This window comes from Microbacterium sp. CH-015 (genome assembly GCF_049707015.1).
Taxonomy (GTDB): domain Bacteria; phylum Actinomycetota; class Actinomycetes; order Actinomycetales; family Microbacteriaceae; genus Microbacterium; species Microbacterium aurum.
Genome location: NZ_JBNAFJ010000007.1, coordinates 15,991 through 32,908 on the forward strand (window position 1 = coordinate 15,991; position 16,918 = coordinate 32,908).

At 70.8% G+C, this 16,918-nt stretch carries 15 protein-coding genes and 1 pseudogene; 10 read left to right on the forward strand and 6 right to left on the reverse strand.

Annotation, left to right across the window (positions count from 1 at the left end):
- Positions 1-73 precede the first annotated feature (73 nt).
- A pseudogene (locus tag ACPYN4_RS11085) lies at positions 74-358 on the reverse strand (AMP-binding enzyme); the annotation flags it as partial.
- Positions 359-558: 200 nt separating this feature from the next.
- The gene (locus ACPYN4_RS11090; RefSeq protein ID WP_424446386.1) at positions 559-2,430 is read right to left on the reverse strand and encodes a hypothetical protein; all 1,872 of its coding nucleotides are present in this window, start codon (positions 2,428-2,430) and stop codon (positions 559-561) included.
- A gap of 100 nt (positions 2,431-2,530) precedes the next feature.
- On the opposite strand from ACPYN4_RS11090, the gene ACPYN4_RS11095 reads away from it, so the two are divergent.
- Positions 2,531-3,148 carry a TetR family transcriptional regulator gene (locus ACPYN4_RS11095; RefSeq protein WP_239281625.1) on the forward strand — a complete coding sequence of 206 codons (618 nt, stop codon included), beginning with the start codon at positions 2,531-2,533 and terminating at the stop codon, positions 3,146-3,148.
- Between the two features lie 45 nt (positions 3,149-3,193).
- On the opposite strand, the gene acs is transcribed toward ACPYN4_RS11095, so the two are convergent.
- Positions 3,194-5,158 carry an acetate--CoA ligase gene (gene acs / locus ACPYN4_RS11100; protein WP_424446387.1) on the reverse strand — a complete coding sequence of 655 codons (1,965 nt, stop codon included), beginning with the start codon at positions 5,156-5,158 and terminating at the stop codon, positions 3,194-3,196.
- 422 nt (positions 5,159-5,580) lie between these two features.
- Here acs and ACPYN4_RS11105 point away from each other — a divergent pair, with 422 nt between their 5' ends.
- The 7 genes from ACPYN4_RS11105 to tmk all read left to right on the forward strand — a co-directional run bounded on the left by ACPYN4_RS11105 (position 5,581) and on the right by tmk (position 11,900).
- Positions 5,581-6,654: a TadA family conjugal transfer-associated ATPase gene (locus ACPYN4_RS11105; protein WP_424446388.1), complete on the forward strand. Its 1,074-nt coding sequence runs from the start codon at positions 5,581-5,583 to the stop codon at positions 6,652-6,654.
- Positions 6,651-7,568 (forward strand): type II secretion system F family protein, encoded by a 918-nt coding sequence (locus tag ACPYN4_RS11110; protein WP_287271094.1) that lies wholly within the window; start codon positions 6,651-6,653, stop codon positions 7,566-7,568. The genes ACPYN4_RS11105 and ACPYN4_RS11110 overlap by 4 nt, the downstream gene beginning before the upstream one ends.
- 9 nt (positions 7,569-7,577) lie before the next feature.
- Positions 7,578-7,835 (forward strand): DUF4244 domain-containing protein, encoded by a 258-nt coding sequence (locus tag ACPYN4_RS11115; protein WP_287271092.1) that lies wholly within the window; start codon positions 7,578-7,580, stop codon positions 7,833-7,835.
- Complete coding sequence (locus tag ACPYN4_RS11120; RefSeq protein ID WP_287271090.1) at positions 7,832-8,167, forward strand: TadE family type IV pilus minor pilin; 336 nt, start codon at positions 7,832-7,834, stop codon at positions 8,165-8,167. Before ACPYN4_RS11115 ends, ACPYN4_RS11120 begins: the two co-directional genes overlap by 4 nt.
- Positions 8,167-8,484: an Rv3654c family TadE-like protein gene (locus tag ACPYN4_RS11125; protein WP_239281632.1), complete on the forward strand. Its 318-nt coding sequence runs from the start codon at positions 8,167-8,169 to the stop codon at positions 8,482-8,484. Before ACPYN4_RS11120 ends, ACPYN4_RS11125 begins: the two co-directional genes overlap by 1 nt.
- 153 nt (positions 8,485-8,637) lie before the next feature.
- On the forward strand, positions 8,638-11,280 hold the full coding sequence (gene topA / locus ACPYN4_RS11130) for a type I DNA topoisomerase (RefSeq protein WP_424446504.1): 2,643 nt from the start codon (positions 8,638-8,640) through the stop codon (positions 11,278-11,280).
- A complete protein-coding gene (gene tmk / locus ACPYN4_RS11135; protein WP_281653170.1) occupies positions 11,277-11,900 on the forward strand; it encodes a dTMP kinase in 624 nt (207 codons plus the stop codon). The genes topA and tmk overlap by 4 nt, the downstream gene beginning before the upstream one ends.
- An 86-nt stretch (positions 11,901-11,986) precedes the next feature.
- On the opposite strand, the gene ACPYN4_RS11140 is transcribed toward tmk, so the two are convergent.
- Positions 11,987-12,190, reverse strand: coding sequence for a hypothetical protein (locus ACPYN4_RS11140; RefSeq protein ID WP_281653171.1), 204 nt, complete (start codon positions 12,188-12,190; stop codon positions 11,987-11,989).
- 117 nt (positions 12,191-12,307) lie between these two features.
- On the opposite strand from ACPYN4_RS11140, the gene ACPYN4_RS11145 reads away from it, so the two are divergent.
- Together ACPYN4_RS11145 and ACPYN4_RS11150 are read left to right on the forward strand one after the other, a co-directional pair.
- Positions 12,308-13,462 carry a DNA polymerase III subunit delta' gene (locus ACPYN4_RS11145; protein WP_281653172.1) on the forward strand — a complete coding sequence of 385 codons (1,155 nt, stop codon included), beginning with the start codon at positions 12,308-12,310 and terminating at the stop codon, positions 13,460-13,462.
- A complete protein-coding gene (locus ACPYN4_RS11150) occupies positions 13,459-15,039 on the forward strand; it encodes an alpha/beta hydrolase (RefSeq protein WP_424446389.1) in 1,581 nt (526 codons plus the stop codon). The genes ACPYN4_RS11145 and ACPYN4_RS11150 overlap by 4 nt, the downstream gene beginning before the upstream one ends.
- 150 nt (positions 15,040-15,189) lie before the next feature.
- Here ACPYN4_RS11150 and ACPYN4_RS11155 read toward each other — a convergent pair whose 3' ends face one another.
- Positions 15,190-15,849, reverse strand: a complete 660-nt coding sequence (locus ACPYN4_RS11155) for an ABC transporter permease subunit (RefSeq protein ID WP_239281637.1) — start codon at positions 15,847-15,849, stop codon at positions 15,190-15,192.
- Positions 15,842-16,879 (reverse strand): methionine ABC transporter ATP-binding protein, encoded by a 1,038-nt coding sequence (locus ACPYN4_RS11160; RefSeq protein WP_281653174.1) that lies wholly within the window; start codon positions 16,877-16,879, stop codon positions 15,842-15,844. Before ACPYN4_RS11160 ends, ACPYN4_RS11155 begins: the two co-directional genes overlap by 8 nt.
- Between the last annotated feature and the right edge of the window lie 39 nt (positions 16,880-16,918).

The following is a 16,918-nucleotide window of genomic DNA, read 5'->3' on the forward strand; positions in this document are numbered from 1 at the left end:
CGCGAGGTCGCCGGCGACCTCGGCGCGCAACCGGCGACCTGGGCGCGCAACCGGCGACCTCGGCGCGAGTGGGTCACTTGACCTGGGCGCTGATCACGCTCATGACGGCCGTGTCGGCGAGGGTCGTCGTGTCGCCGACCTCCCGGCCTTCGGCGACGTCGCGCAGGAGACGCCGCATGATCTTGCCGGAGCGGGTCCTCGGCAGCTCGCCCACGATGTAGACGTCGCGGGGACGGGCGATCGGGCCGATCTGCTCGCCGACCCAGTGGCGCAGCGTGTCGGCGAGGCCCTCGCGGGAGTGCGCGTCGAGGTAGCTCTGCTTGATGATGACGCACGCGACGACCGCCTGACCTGTTGTTGTCAAAGTATGCGTCAGCGATCGGTTCGTTGGGGTTGAGCGGAGCGGGGCGACGTTGTCATTCTCGTCGTCGGGACTGATGCCCGGTCCGGTGAGGAGACCGCGACAAGTCTCGCGGACGATGGGGAGCATCGCCAGCTCGAGCTCGCCCGAGACCGCCCGCGCCGATGGCGTCGGCGGCCTCCGCCCGTGTCACCGCATCAGACGCGCGTACGGCGCCGCGTCCGGAGCGATGAGCCGATCAGTGCGCCCGCTCCGAGCACGAACAGTGCTGCGCCGACCCAGAGCGCCGGGCTCAACTCGCCTCCGGTCGCGGCGAGTTTATTGCGCTGCACGGTCACCGCGGCAACGACGGTGAGGCCGATGTCGTCGAAGCTGAGGATGAGGTGGTGCTCCCCGTCCGTGACGCCGGTGAGGTTGAAGCTGCCGGTGATGGCGGCGCTGTCCCACTGGACAGTGCCGAGCGATACCGGGGTCGATCGCATGTTGCCGATGATCGACGACTGCGAACCCTGCATCTTCGTCAGGAATGAGGACATCAGGTCGAACGCTTCACTGCGCTTGTCGGTCAAGCCGGCCAGTCGCAACATATCCATCTGCTGAGTGTTCGTGACGGCGTCGCGTTCTACGCGCAGCGTTGCGACGAGGTCGGCAGCGGCCGTTCTCACCTCGGTGGAGTCCGACGTCGCCGAAAGGAAAATGTGCGACTCCACGGCCGGGTGTGCGGCCGCGATCGCTGTGGCCAGCGACTCATCAGTCGGCCCGGCGACGTATGCATTCAGTGCCGTGATGGCCGCGTTGAGCGTGACCACGCGGGCGTTGCGTTTCTGCACATCTGTGACCTGAGAGGAAAGCTGCTGGTCGAGCAGCCGGACACGCTGATCCTGGACAGCGCGCAGAGCCCCTTCGAGATCGAACGCGGTGAGCGAGATTTCGTTCACGGTCACGCCGGGCAGCCTGGAGACCACCGGCGACAGCAGCTGGGATGCAGCGGCCGCCTCGTTCGTAGACGGCCGCTCCGCGAGGCCGAGCGCCTGTCCCGAGCCGTTGAGGAGAGGGAATGTGACATTCGGTGTGCCCGCCGCGGCCGCAAGCAGGTCGGCAAGCTCGGGCTCCGAGATGCCGCTGAAAGCGCCGGTGAGGCCGACATCGTCCGGGCGCTGGAAGACCGCGATGTAGGCCTGCTGTACCGGGTCGGTGGAGGGCGTGGGTGTCGGTGTCGGGGTGTCTGTGGGGGTGGGTGTCGGTGTCGGGGTGTCTGTGGGGGTGGGTGTCGGTGTCGGGGTGTCTGTGGGGGTGGGTGTCGGGGTGTCCGTGGCTGTGGGTGAGGGGGTCGGTGCCGCGGTATCCGAGATGAGCGCGAAGGAGCGGGCCACACCGATGAGGCTGGGGCTCTCTTCGCCTCGGGGAAGCGCGAAGGCGAGATTGTCCGACGGCTGCGCATCCGCGAGCGTGAATCCCGTGGCCGGCTCGAAGCGGATGCTGTAATCGTCAGTGGATGTCGTCGGCAATGAGCCTGATCGGAATGTGCCGTCTGCGGCGACGGCGACGCGCTGCACGGCCGTGCCGCCGCTGAGAATGGTGATGCTCGATCCGGAAAGGTCTGAGACGGGTCCCGCATCCGTCGTCGCCGTCACCGCTCCGCCTATCGTGCCGAATGAACCTCCCAGCACGACGGAGACCGGATGGCCCAGGACGGGGTTGAACTCGGTCCGCGCCGTGGAGTCGACGAGGTCACCGATGGCGCCGCGCCAGGATGCCTCGGCGATGTAGCTGGTGTCGGTCGCCGGGACTTCGAGGGAAACGGTTCCGTCGCCGCCCGTGACGCCTGTGGCTATCACCTGCTCGGGGTCGTCGGCGGGATGCACGCTCACGGTCGTGCCGCCCAGCGGCGCCGAGGCCACGTCATCCGAGATCGTCGTCGTGATGAGCACACGTTCGGATTCATCGGCGTTGGCGGTCAACGGCACCGTCACGAGGACGAGTCCGGTGATCGCTGACAGCGCGCCGAGGGTGCGCACGCGTGGCATCCGGTCGCGACGGCGTTGTTCGGTGAGGCGGGGCATGGCCATCCCTTCTGATCGTTCTCTGCTAACTATGGACTAAGTGCAATCTTGCACACAAGTCAAATATCTACGAACGTAGGATGGCCTCCAGATCGAGGGGAGAGTGATGACCGAAGGGCTCAGAGAGCGCAAGATGCGTATCGCACGCCGCACGATGGAAGAAGCGGCGGTCGGGCTCGCCTACGACGACGGCGTGCAAGCGGTGACGGTCGACCGCGTCTGCGCGATTGCGATGGTCTCGCGCAGCACCTTCTTCAACTACTTCCCGTCGCTCGAACACGCGATCTTCGGGCCTGCGTTGACATACGACCTCGCTCTTACCGAGCGCATCCTCGCGGCGCACGAGGACGATCTCGTGGTTGCGGCCTCATTGATCGTGATGGAGTCCGTACGCGGGCAAGGGGATGACGAACTCCTGCGCAAACGATTCGCGCTCTTCGCGCGTGAGCCGGGAACGACGACGACGGTGTCCTGGGCGGCCGGGACGAGTCGCGCCGGCCTGCAGGAGGTGATCAGGAGCTGGCTCGATGAGCATCCGGCATCCGCTCGTCTGGTGGACGCCGACCACACCACCGAGGCGCGGATGATCGTGAACTTCTCCGTCGCACTGGGCGATGAGGTCATGCGGCTGGTCGGCGAGGACGGAGCGGACTTCCCGTTCGACCCTGCGGTGTTTCGCACCGTGCGCGAGCGGATGCAGGTACTCAGTGTCCCCGCGCGGTGAACGCCCCGCACCACGAGCTGCGGCACGAGGCGTTCGACGACCTTGCTACTTCAGCTGCGCGGAGATGACGCTCATCACCGCGGTGTCGGCGAGGGTCGTCGTGTCGCCGATCTCCCGGCCTTCGGCGACGTCGCGCAGGAGACGCCGCATGATCTTGCCGGAGCGGGTCTTCGGCAGCTCGCCCACGATGTAGACGTCGCGGGGACGTGCGATCGGGCCGATCTGGTCGCCGACCCAGCGGCGCAGCGTGTCGGCGAGGCCCTCGGGGGAGTGCACGTCGAGGTAGCTCTGCTTGATGATGACGAACGCGACGACCGCCTGACCTGTCGTCTCGTCGGAGGCTCCCACGACGGCGGCTTCGGCGACGGCCTCGTTCCCGACGAGGGCGGACTCGATCTCGGTCGTCGACAGGCGGTGCCCCGAGACGTTCATGACGTCGTCGACGCGGCCGAGGAACCAGACGTCGCCGTCCTCGTCCAGGCGCGCGCCGTCACCGGCGAAGTAGTACCCCTGCTTCTGGAACTTCTCCCAGTACGTCTCGACGAAGCGCTCCGGGTCGCCCCAGATGCCGCGCAGCATCGACGGCCAGGGCTTCGTGATGACGAGGAGCCCCCCGTTGCCGTTGCCGACGCGGTTGCCATCGTCGTCGACGACGTCGATCGCGATGCCGGGCAACGGCACCTGAGCGCTGCCGGGCTTGGTCTCGGTGACCCCGGGCAGCGCCGACACCATGATCGCGCCGGTCTCGGTCTGCCACCAGGTGTCGACGATCGGCGCCGTCTTGTTGCCGATGATCTTGCGGTACCACATCCACGCCTCGGGGTTGATGGGCTCGCCCACCGAGCCGAGAAGTCGCAGCGACGACAGGTCGAACTTCTTCGGGATGGCCCGACCGAGCTTCATGAACGACCGGATCGCCGTGGGGGCGGTGTACAGGATCGTGACCCGGTACTTCTCGACGAGCTCCCACCACCGGCCGGGGTGCGGGGTGTCCGGCGTTCCCTCGTACAGCACCTGGGTCGCGCCGTTGGCGAGCGGACCGTAGGTGACGTAGGAGTGCCCGGTGATCCAGCCGATGTCGGCCGTGCACCAGAAGACGTCCGATTCCGGGTGGATGTCGTGCACGACCTTGTTCGTGAACGCCGCCTGGGTCAGGTAGCCGCCCGACGTATGCAGGATGCCCTTGGGCTTGCCGGTCGTCCCGGAGGTGTAGAGGATGAACAGCGGGTTCTCCGCCGGGAAGGGTCGCGCCTCGTGATCGGCGGATGCCGCGGGCACCGCGTCGTGCCACCAGATGTCGCGGTCGTCGTCCCACGAGACCTCGTTGCCGGTGCGGCGGACCACCAGGACGTGCTCGACGGTCTCCTGCACGCCTGCGCCGCGGTCGCCGAGCGCCTGGTCGACGGCGGGCTTGAGGGGGGAGACCCGCCCCTTGCGGTAGCCGCCGTCCGCGGTGATGACGACCTTCGCGCCGGCGTCGTCGATGCGCGAGCGGAGGCTGTCGGCCGAGAAACCCCCGAAGATGACAGAGTGGATCGCCCCGATGCGCGCGACGGCGAGCATCGCGGCGACGGCCTCCGGGATCATCGGCATGTAGATCGCGACGCGGTCGCCGTGGCCGACGCCCAACCCTTCGAGCACGTTGGCGGCCCGCTTGACCTCGTCGGTCAGCTCGGCGTAGGTGATGCGGCGCTCGTCGCCGGGCTCGCCTTCCCACAGCAGCGCCACGCGGTCGCCGTTGCCGGCCTCGACGTGCCGGTCGAGGCAGTTGTAGGCGACGTTGAGCTCCCCGTCGGCGAACCACTGCGCGAACGGCGGGTTCGACCAGTCCAGCACCTCGGTGAACGGGGTGTGCCAGTGCAGGCTGCGCGCCTGCTCGGCCCAGAATGCCTCACGGTCGGCATCCGCCTGCGCGTACAGCTCCGCGGTGCCGATGGCGTTCGCGGCGAACTCCGGCGACGGCGCGAACCGGCGGTTCTCGGTCAGCAGGTGGTCGATCTGGCTGCTCATATGCGCGCTCCTTTGCGACGAACGAGGGGTCGGGATACGGGCCCGGACGATGCAGGAAATGTAGCCAGCGGCCGCCGCCGGGCACTACCGCCGATAGTGGGGGATGACCGCGACGATATATCGCCGACGACACGCCCGCTGGAGTGGAGCGCCCCGGCACGGATGCGTATGCTCGGTCGCGGCCGAACATCGATTCTGGCATCGCGTGTCCCGACCACCCCCCATTGCCGGGACACTGCGCGGCGGCATCCCATTCCCCCCGATGGGATGCCGCCCCCTTTTCTCTCCGGGTCCTTTTTTCCCGGGGGCTGTGTTCGGGGTGTGGCGTCATCGCTCTCTCCCCAATCGGCGGGATGGGGCAACTGTCCACCGATCGCCGTCTCGCGGCGCCGCGCCGCCGGCACGCGTCGTAGCGTCGGGGCATGCCCGAGCCGTTCATCGTCCACCGCCGCGTCAGCGCCGCGCCACCCGAGGCGGTGCGGCGCCTCCCGGGGCGCCTGACCGCGACGGGGTCGGCGACGGCGACCGCGCCGGTGTCGGACGTCGGCACGCGGTCGGCGCCGCGGCGGCTGCCCGACCATCCGGCGCTGGAACCGCTGCGCGACGTCCTGAGCGACCCCGAGGTCACGGACGTCTTCATCAACGGCGTCGACGGATTGTTCGTCGACCGCGGCCGCGGCGTCGAGCCGGTCGCCGGCTGGCAGGCGGGGGCCGACGAGCTGCGTGCCCTCGCCGTCGCGCTGATCGGCATCGGCGGGCGGCACCTCGACGATGGCAGCCCGCTCGTCGACGTGCGATGGGAGCACGGCGCGCGCGTGCACGCGGTGCTCCCGCCGGTCGCGTGCTCCGGCGCGGCGATCTCGATCCGCCTGCCGCAGGTGGAGCTGCCCGACCTGGACGACCTCGCCCGCCGCGGCCTGTGCGATGCGGCGATGCTCGATCGGCTCGAGCGCCTCGTCGCGGCGCGGGCCAACCTCCTCATCTCCGGCGCGACCGGGGCGGGCAAGACGACGCTGCTCGCGGCGCTGCTCGGGCGCGTCCCCGCCCACGAGCGCATCGTGACGATCGAGGACGTCGCGGAGCTGCGCGTGCGCCACCCCCACCACGTGCGTCTGGAGGCCCGGCAGCCGAACCTCGAGGGCACCGGCGCCGTGCCGCTTGCCCGGCTGGTGCGCGAGGCGCTGCGGATGCGCCCCGACCGGCTGGTCGTCGGCGAATGCCGCGGCGAGGAGGTGCGCGAGCTGTTGACGGCGCTGAACACGGGGCACGACGGTGGCGCGGGCACCGTCCACGCCGGCAGCATCCGCGATCTGCCGGCCCGGTTCGAGGCGCTCGGCGCCCTCGCCGGCATGGACGAGCGCGCCGTCGCGCGGCAGGTGGTCAGTGCGATCGGGACCGTGATCCACGTCGAACGCGCCGGCGACGGCATCCGCCGCATCGCCGGTCTCGCGCGGCCCGTCCTCACCGACGGGCGGCTGGCGATGGAGGAACAGTGAGCAGGCGCGAGAAGGCGACGGATGCCGGGACCGCGGCCGCCGCGACCGTGCAGCGCCTGGCCGTGCTGCTCGAGGCCGGGATCGCGCCGGAGCGCGCCTGGCAGCTGCTCGCCGAGGCCGGCGATATCGTCGGCTCCCGCGTCGTCGCCGCGCCGCGCGGGACGCCGGTCGGGACGGTGCTCGAGGCGGAGGGCGGCGCGTGGCGCGATGTCGCCGTCGCCTGGCGCGTCAGCGAGACCGTCGGCGCTCCGCTCGCGGCGAGCCTGCGGCGGTTCGCCGAGGCGCTGCGCGACGCCCAGGAGTCGCGTGACGACGTCGCGGTGGCGCTCGCCGATCCTGCCGCCACCGCGCGGCTGGTGGCCTGGCTGCCGCTCGCGGCGGTCGTGCTCGGGGTGGCGCTCGGCTTCGACGTCGCCGTCGTCCTCGCGCAGCCAGCAGGAATCGCCTGTCTCGTCGCGGGCGGGATGCTCATGCTCGTCGCACGCCGCTGGACGTCGCGCCTGGTCGCCCGCGCCCAGCCCGACGATCGACTCGCCGGTGTGCAGGGCGACGTCGTGGCCATCGCGCTGACCGGAGGGGTCTCGGTGGAGCGTGCGCTCGCGGTCGTCGAAGGCGCCGGCGGCGGCGCACCCGACGATGACACCGCTGGCGTGCTCGCCCTCTCCGCCCGCGCCGGGGCGCCTGCCGTCGATCTGCTGCGCGCCGCCGCGGCCGACGCCCGTCGCCGCGCCCGCACCGACGGGCGCCTGCGCGCGGCGCGGCTGGGCGCGCGGCTGCTGCTGCCGATGGGCGTCTGCACGCTGCCCGCGTTCCTCCTGCTCGGGGTCGGTCCCATGCTGCTGTCCGTCCTCGCGGGATCGAACATCGTCCTCACCGCCCCCACCGTCGTGCCCGCAATCCACCCCCTCTATTAAGGAGTCACCATGTCCCTCGTCCGAACCCCCACCCGACGCGCCGCGGCACGCGCTGTGCCCGCCCTGCCGACCCTCACCGCCCGCCGCGCGCGAGCCCTGTACCGTGACCGCCTGCTCTCCGACGAGACAGGTGCCGCCACCGCCGAATACGCTGTGGCCACGATGGCGGCGGTCGCCTTCGCGGGCCTGCTCGTGATGATCATGCGCAGCGATGAAGTGCGCGGCATCCTCACCGACCTCGTCCGCCGTGCACTGACGGTCGCATGAGGCTCCGGCAGGACGACGCGGGCTCGGCGACGGCCGAGTTCGCCGTCGTCGTGCCGGTCGTCGTGCTCGTGATCGCGCTGGCGGCCGGCACCCTGTCGGCCGTCAGCCGGCAGGTCCGGCTCGAGCAGGCGGTCGCTCAGGCCGCCCGGGTCGCGGCGCGCGGGGAGAGCGGGCGCGTCGGCGAGGTGATCGCGGCGATCGCGGGCGGCGCGGTCGCCGGCGTCGGCGGCGAGGGCGACCTCGTGTGCGTCGAAGCCACCCTCTCGCCCGGCGTGCCGCTGCCGCTGCCACCGCTGCGTGCCCGCTCGTGCGCGCTCGCGGACGGGCGCTGATGGCCGGCACCGCGTTGGGCGTCGGCGCGCTGGCGGTCACGGCGGCGCTCGTCGTCGGATGTGGCGCTGTCGGGGCCGCATCCGTCCTCGCGGCACGCGCGAGCGGGGCGGCGGATGCCGCGGCCCTCGCCGCCGCGGATGCCGCCGCCGGCGCCGTCACCGGGGTGCCCTGCGAGCGTGCGCGAGAGGTCGCAACCGCCGCCGGGGCCGACCTCCTGCAGTGCGATCTGGACGCGACCACCGCGACCGTCCGGGTGCAGATCGGCGTCGGACTGCTCGCAGCCCAGGCGCGCGCGCGGGCGGGGCCTGCGCCCTGAGTCCGCGTCGGCGCGCGCCGCGCCCGCGGCGGGGCTCTCAGCATCCTCTGCGTCTGGCGGTGTGTATGGTGTGCATCGGAGAAAGGACGCCACGTGGCAGCTGTCAAGAGCCCGGAGAGAAAGAAGCTCGTCATCGTCGAGTCACCGACGAAGATGCGCTCGATCCAGGGCTACCTGGGGGACGGGTATGAGGTGCTCAGCTCGGTCGGGCACATTCGCGACCTCGCAGACAAGAAGGACATCCCGGCCGAACTGAAGAAGACCTCGGTCGGCAAGTACTCGATCGACATCGAGAACGGGTTCACTCCGCTGTACGTCGAGAGCGAGCGCGGCAAGAAGACGGTCGCCGAGCTCAAACGCGCCCTGAAGAACGCCGACGAACTCCTCCTCGCCACCGATGAAGACCGCGAGGGCGAGGCCATCGCGTGGCACCTGCTCGAAGCGCTCAAGCCGAAGGTGCCGGTCAAGCGCATGGTCTTCCACGAGATCACGAAGGACGCGATCCGCGCCGCCGTCGACAACACCCGCGAGCTCGACCTCGCGCTCGTCGACGCGCAGGAGACCCGCCGCATCCTGGACCGTCTCTACGGCTGGGACGTCTCCGACGTCACCCGCCGCAAGGTCGGCCAGGGCACCTCCGCCGGCCGCGTGCAGTCCGCCGCCACCCGCCTTGTCGTCGACCGCGAGCGCGAGCGGATGGCGTTCGTCTCGGCGTCGTACTGGGACGTCGAAGCCCTCGCCGCGTCGGGCGAGGAGTCCTTCGCCACGCGGCTCGCCCGACTCGACGGTGCTCCGCTGGCCCGCGGCACCGACTTCGACGACGCCGGTCAGCTCAAGAAGGCCGTTGTGGTCCTCACCGAGACGCAGGCGCGCGAGCTCGCCGCCGCGATCGAGGCGAAAGCCGAGGCGACCGTCGCCGCGATCGAGGCGAAGCCGGGCACCCGCAGCCCGAAGCCGCCGTTCACGACCTCCACGCTGCAGCAGGAGGCCGGTCGCAAGCTCTCGATGAGCGCCAAGCACGCCATGGGCGTGGCACAGCGGCTCTACGAAAAGGGCTACATCACGTATATGCGCACCGACTCGACGGCCCTGTCCACGCAGGCCGTCGTCGCCGCGCGCACTCAGGCGGTTGCGCTCTACGGCGACAAGGCCGTGCCGGCCAATCCCCGCAGCTACCGCAACAACAGCAAGAACGCGCAGGAGGCGCACGAGGCCATCCGCCCGTCGGGTGAATCGTTCCGCACCCCCTCGTCCGTCGCGTCGGGCCTCGACCGCGACGAGCTGCGCCTGTACGACCTCATCTGGAAGCGCACGATCGCCTCGCAGATGTCCGACGCGAAGTACGAGACGACGACGGTGACCCTCGAGGCGGATGCCGGGGGCAAGACGGCGTCGTTCACGGCATCCGGCACCGTGTACACGTTCAAGGGCTTCCTCGAGGCGTACGAAGAGGGGCGCGACGAGAAGCGCGGCGAGGCCGACAAGGCCGAAGACCAGTCCCTGCCGCAGATGGCGGTCGGCGACGTGTTGAACCTGCGCGACGTGGAGCCCAAGGGCCACGCCACGAGCCCCAAGCCGCGCTACACCGAGGCCTCGCTCGTCAAGGCGCTCGAGGAGAAGGGCGTCGGCCGCCCCTCGACGTTCGCGTCGATCATCGACGTCATCATCAACCGCGAGTACGTCACCAAGCGAGGCCAGGCGCTCGTGCCGAGCTGGCTCGCCTTCAGCGTGGTGCGCCTGCTCGAGGAGCACTTCGCTGATCTCGTCGACTACGACTTCACGGCGGCGCTCGAAGACGACCTCGACGCCATCGCACGCGGCGAGCAGCAGCGGGTGGCGTGGCTGAACGAGTTCTACTTCGGATCCGAGAACCACGTCGGGCTCCGCCACATCCTCGACAACCTCGGTGAGATCGACGCCCGCGAGATCAACTCGACGCGCATCGGCGACGTCGCCACCCTCCGGTTCGGCCGCTACGGGCCCTACCTCGAGGTGCCGAACGGCGACGACACCACCCGCATCGTCAACGTCCCCGGCGACCTCGCCCCCGACGAGCTGACCCCCGAGAAGGCGCGCGAGCTGATCGAGGCTCCCGTCGCCGGCGACCGGGTGCTCGGTCAGAACCCCGAGAACGGACGCGACATCGTCGTGAAGGACGGCCGCTTCGGGCCCTACCTCGAAGAGGTGCTGCCGGCCGAGCCGGAGCCCGCGCCGGAGCCCGCGCCGGCCGCTGAGGGTGCGCCCAAGAAGCGGACCGCGAAGAAGAAGGTCGAGGCGCCCAAGCCCCGGCGTGCGTCGCTGTTCAAGAGCATGTCGCCCGAGACGATCGACCTCGACACGGCGCTGAAGCTGTTCTCGCTGCCGCGTACCGTCGGCGTCGACCCGGAGTCGGGCGTGCCCATCACGGCGCAGAACGGCCCCTACGGTCCCTACATCAAGAAGGGGACCGACTCGCGCTCGATCGGCAGCGAGGAGCAGATCTTCGACATCACGCTCGAGCAGGCGCTGGAGATCTACGCGCAGCCGAAGTACGCCAACCGCGCGGCGACGTCGCTGAAGGAATTCGAGGCCGACCCGGTCTCCGGCAAGCCGATCCGCATCAAGGACGGCCGGTTCGGGGCGTACGTCACCGACGGCACCACGAACGTGACCATCCCACGCGGCCAGACCGCCGACGACATCACGTTCGAGGTCGCGGTGCAGATGCTCGCCGACAAGCGCGCGAAGGGACCGGCGCCCAAGCGCACGACCCGGCGCGCGACGACGACGCGCAAACCGGCAGCCAAGAAGAAATGACCCGCGGGCTCTGGGTCACCCTCGAGGGCGGCGACGGCTCCGGAAAGACGACGCAGGCGACGCTGCTGGAGGAGTGGCTGCGCGAGCAGGGGCGCACGGTCGTGCGCACGCGCGAGCCGGGCGGCACCGAGGTGGGCGTGCTCGTCCGCGACATCGTGCTGCACCACCGTGGCGAGGTGTCGCCGCGCGCGGAGGCATTGCTGTACGCGGCCGACCGCGCCCAGCATGTCGCGACGCTCGTGCGGCCGGCGCTGGAGCGCGGCGAGATCGTCATCCAGGACCGCTACCTCGACTCGTCCGTCGCGTATCAGGGTGCGGGCCGGGTGCTGGATGCGGGTGAGGTGCGCGACCTGTCGATGTGGGCGACGGAGGGCGCGCTGCCCGACGTGACGGTGCTGCTCGACCTCGACCCCCGGGTCGCGCGGGAGCGGCTGGATGCGGCGGACAAGCCGTTCGACCGCCTGGAGGCGGAGAAGGCGGAGTTCCACGAGCGGGTGCGCGCCGCGTTCCTCGAGCTCGCGGCATCCGACCCGCACCGCTTCCTCGTCCTGGACGCCACCCTCCCCGCGTCCGAGCTCGCCGCCGCCGTCCGCGAGCGCGTCGCCGTGCTCCTCGGCTGAGCGGCCTCGGCGTTCATCCGACGCGAATCGCGACTATGCGGGCCGATAGCCGCACTTTGCGCCGGACGAGCAGCGAGATGCCGGCCTCAACCGGCGGCGTCGACAAGGACCGCGCGATCAGCGCGGCGGGCCACGACGAACAGTGTGACGGACGCAGGGATCAACACCAGAGCGATGGGTGACGTGAAGAAGCTCCCGCTCATGGCGGGCACCACGACGCCGTAGAACACCCCCACCGCGCCGACGAGCACGGCCTGCACGATGACGACGATTCGGATGGTGCGGTCCACGGTCGATCCCTCACGCTATGCCACGCCGGGCGACTCCCCGGTCATCTCGAGTCTGGAGGACGCCCCGGGCGGGGGTCAAGCGTCGCCGCGTCGGCGGCACCGCTTAGGCTGGTCGGCATGACGTCCGTCTCCACCGCCACGCTGCCGTGGGGAGATGTCTGGGGTCAGGACGAGGCGCTGCGACAGCTGCAGGCCGCGGCATCCGACCCCGCTCAGCTCGCGCACGCGTGGCTGATCACCGGGCCCGCGGGTTCGGGGCGGTCCACGCTCGCCTACGCGTTCGCCGCCGCGCTCATCGCCGAGCCGGGCGACGAGGCCGCGATGCGGCAGGTGCTCGCCCGCACCCACCCCGATCTCACGGCGCTGCGGACCGAAGGCGTGATCATCTCGATCAAGGACGCGCGCGCCCTCGTGGAGCGCTCCTACTTCTCACCGTCGCTGGGACGCTACCGGGTGATGGTGATGGAGGACGCCGACCGGATGGTCGAGCGCACCAGCAATGTGCTTCTGAAGGCCCTCGAGGAACCGCCGGAGCGGACGGTGTGGATCCTCTGCGCGCCCAGCGAGGCCGATCTGCTGCCGACGATCCGCTCCCGCGTGCGGACCCTCCGGCTGCACGAACCCGACGTCGCCGACGTGGCGCGCCTCATTCAGGCGCGCACCGGCGCCGACGCGGCGACGGCCGAGCAGGCCGCCCGCCTGTCGCAGCGTCACATCGGCATGGCGGTGCGGCTCGCGACGGATGCCGATGCGCGCGCCCGGCGCGACGAGACGCTGCGCGCGGTACTCGCCGTCCGCGGCGTCGGGGGAGCGGTGGAGACCGCCGCCCGCATCGTGCAGCTGGCGACGGACGACGCCAAGGCCCTCACCGCGGAGCGCGACGAGGCCGAGCGTGAGGCGCTGCTGCGGACCCTCGGCATCGCTCCCGGCGCGGCCGTGCCGCCCGCCGTCCGCGGTCAGCTCGGCGCGTTGGAGGACGAGCAGAAGCGGCGCGCAACGCGCAGTCTCCGCGACGGCATCGACCGGGTGCTCACCGACCTGGAGTCGATGTACCGCGACGTCCTCATGCTGCAGTTCGGCCGTGACGCCGACCTCATCAACCGCGAGCTGAGCGACGAGCTCCGCGCTCTCGCGGCCGCGTGGAACCCCGCGCGCACCCTCGTCGTCATCGACGCGATCGCCCAGACCCGCACCAACCTCGAAGGCAACGCCGCACCGGCCCTCGCCCTGGAGAGCATGCTCGTGACCGTCGCGAGCGGAAGGACCCTGTGAACACGACTCGTCCCCGCCGGAGCCTCGCCCGCCGCGCTCTCGTCGCCCTGGCCGGGGTCGCGATCGCCGTCACGACGCTCTCCGGCTGTCTGTACGCGGCGATCCCCCCGGAGACCGCGGCCACTCCCGCACCCAGCCGGCAGCCCGACCTCGACGGCATTCCCGCGGGGTTCGAGTCGTTCTACACGCAGAGCCTCGATTGGACGCCGTGCAGCGGGACGGATGCCGGCAGCTACGACTGCACGACGGTGACCGCGCCGCTGGACTGGAGCGATCCCGGCGCCGGCTCGCTGGAACTCGCCGTCATCCGCCGCGCCGCCACGAACGGCGATGCCATCGGCTCGCTGCTGACCAACCCCGGCGGCCCCGGTGCCAGCGGCTACGACCTCATCGCGCAGTCGGCCTCCTTCGCGGTGGGCACGGCGCTGTCGGACGTGTACGACGTGATCGGCTTCGACCCGCGCGGGGTCGGGCGCTCCACGGCGGTGCGGTGCTTCGACGCGAAGGCGATGGACGCGTACCTGTTCGACATCCCCGCCGACCCCCGCGGCAGCGACGGCTGGACGGCTGAGCTGACTCACCGCAACAAGGACTTCGTCGCGGCGTGCGAGCAGAACAGCGGCGGCATCCTGCCCTTCATCACGACCGACAACGCGGCGCGCGATATGGATCTGCTGCGCGGCGTGCTGGGAGATGCGAAGCTCAACTACCTCGGCTACTCGTACGGTACGTTCCTCGGCGCGACGTACGCGAAGCTGTTCCCGGAGCGCGTGGGCCGCCTCGTGCTCGACGGGGCGATCGATCCGTCGGTGTCGGGCCTGGATGTCGGGACGACGCAGGCCGTCGGATTCGAGTCGGCTCTGCGCGCCTACATGGCCGACTGTCTCGCCGGACGCGGGTGCCCGTTCACCGGCTCGGTCGACGACGCGATGGCCGACCTCGGCGCGCTGCTGGCGAGCGTCGACAAGACGCCCCTGAAGGCGACCGACGGCCGGATGCTGGGGGCCGATTCGCTCATGACGGGCATCATCGCGGCCCTCTATTCCCAGGACAGCTGGTCGAATCTCACGCAGGCGCTCTCCGATGCGCTCTCCGGTGACCCCGACATGGCGTTCCTTCTGGCGGACTTCTACTACAACCGCACCGACGGCACCTACGGCGACAACTCCACCGAGGCGTTCCGCGCCTACAACTGCATGGACTATCCGCTGGACACCTCGCAGGCCGATCAGGATGCCGCGACCGCCCGCATCGAACAGCAGGCGCCCACGATCGCGCCGTACTGGCAGGGCGTCGACGTGTGCGAAGTATGGCCGTACCCGCCGACCGGGGTCCGGGAGAGGATCACCGCCGACGGCGCCGCCCCCATCGTCGTCGTCGGGACCACCAACGACCCGGCGACGCCGTATGAGTGGTCGGTATCGCTGGCGGCCCAACTGTCCTCGGGTGTGCTCGTCACCCGCGAGGGCGAGGGCCACACCGGCTACAACAAGGGCAACGCGTGCGTCGACACGGCCGTCGAGGCGTATCTCGTGTCCGGCACCGTGCCGCAGGACGGCCTCACCTGCACGTCCTGACCCCTCGCGCCGCGCGGCGCCGGGCGCTGAGCGCTGGGCGCCGAGTGCGCTGGTTCTCGCCGAGTGCGCTCGTTCCGGGTGCGCGATAACGGGCGCGCTCGACGGGAACGGGCCCACTCGACAGCCGCGTGTCGCGCCGCACGCGGGACGTCAGCGACGGAGGATGCGGCGGGCCAGCCCGTTCCCGAGGAACTGCACGGCCTGCACGATCACGACGATGACGAGCACGGCCGCCCACGTCACCCACGGGTTGAACTGCTTGAAGCCGTAGTTGATCGCGAACTCGCCGAGGCCGCCGGCGGCGACGGCGCCGGCCATGGCCGTCATGTCGACGAGCGCCACGACGACGAACGTGTAGCCGAGCGCGAGGGGGCCGAGCGCCTCGCGGGGGATCAGGCGGAACAGGATGCGCGATCGGCTCGCTCCGGCGGCCCGCGCCGCCTCGATGACGCCGGGGCGCACCGTCAGCAGGTTCTGCTCGACGATCCGGCTGATGGCGAACAGTGACGCGATCGTGATCGCGAAGATCGCGAACGGCACGCCGATCCCGGGGATGCCGACCCCGCGGGCGAGGGGCTGCACCGCGGCCAGCAGAATGATGAACGGGATCGGGCGGAACGTGTTGACGATGACGTTCAGGATGCCGAAGACGACCCGATTCGGGAAGAGGCTGCCCGGCCGCGAGGCGTACAGCGCCATGCCGAGGACGAGCCCGCCGAGACCGCCGAGGATGAGCGCAGCGGTCGCGACATACAGCGTCTCGAGGGTCGCCTCCCACAGCTGCGGGAGGAGGTCGATGAGCCTATCCACGGACGGTCTCCTCGGTCAGGTCGGCGAAGGCGGATGCTGCGGAGATCGCCCGGTCCACGGCATCCGTCTCGCCCGTCAGCGCGAGAGTGAGGTGCCCGAACACGCGGCCGCGGATGTCGTTGATGCCGCCGTGCACGACCTCGAACCGCACGCCGTGCGCGGCAAGCGCGGCGAACACGTCGGCCTGCGCCGCCGTGCCCTCGCGCACATCGAGGGTGACGATGCGTCCGGGGTGGCGGCCGCGCAGGACGGCGAGGTCGTCGCCGGTGGGGACGTCTTCGATGATGCTCGCGACGAACCGTGCCGTCGCGGCGTGCTGCGGGGCGGAGAGGATGTCGAAGACGGCGCCCGCTTCGATGACGCGGCCGTGCTCCATCACGACGACGCGGTCGGCGAGGGTGCGGATGACGTCCATCTCGTGGGTGATGACGAGGATCGTCACGCCGAGCTCCGCGTTCACGCGTTTGAGGAGGGCGAGCACCTCCTGCGTCGTGTCGGGGTCGAGCGCGCTGGTGGCCTCGTCGGCGAGCAGGATGCGCGGGCTCGTGGCGAGGGCGCGGGCGATGCCGACGCGCTGCTTCTGGCCGCCGGAGAGCTGCTCGGGATAGTTGCGCGCCTTGCCGGAGAGCCCCACGAACTCGAGCAGCTCAGCGACGCGGGCGCGGATCTCGGCGCGCGGGCGCCCGGCGACTTCGAGCGGGTAGGCGACGTTGCCGGCGACCGTCCGCGAGTCGAACAGGTTGAACTGCTGGAAGATCATGCCGATGTCGCTGCGGAGGCGCCGCAGGTCGCGCTCCCCGAGCCGCGTGATGTCGACGCCGTCCACCTCGACCGTGCCGGAGGTGGGCGTCTCGAGGGCGTTGACCAGGCGCAGCACGGTGGACTTGCCCGCGCCAGAGTAGCCGATGATGCCGCAGATCTCGCCGGCGGCGATGTCGAGGTTCACGTCGTCGACGGCGACGACGGGCTCGGCGTTCTTGGCCGCGGGCGGGAAGGTCTTGGTCACGCCGCGCAGGCGGATGAGGGTCATGGTTCTCCCGGAGACATGCGTGTGCGGCCCGTCCGGTGG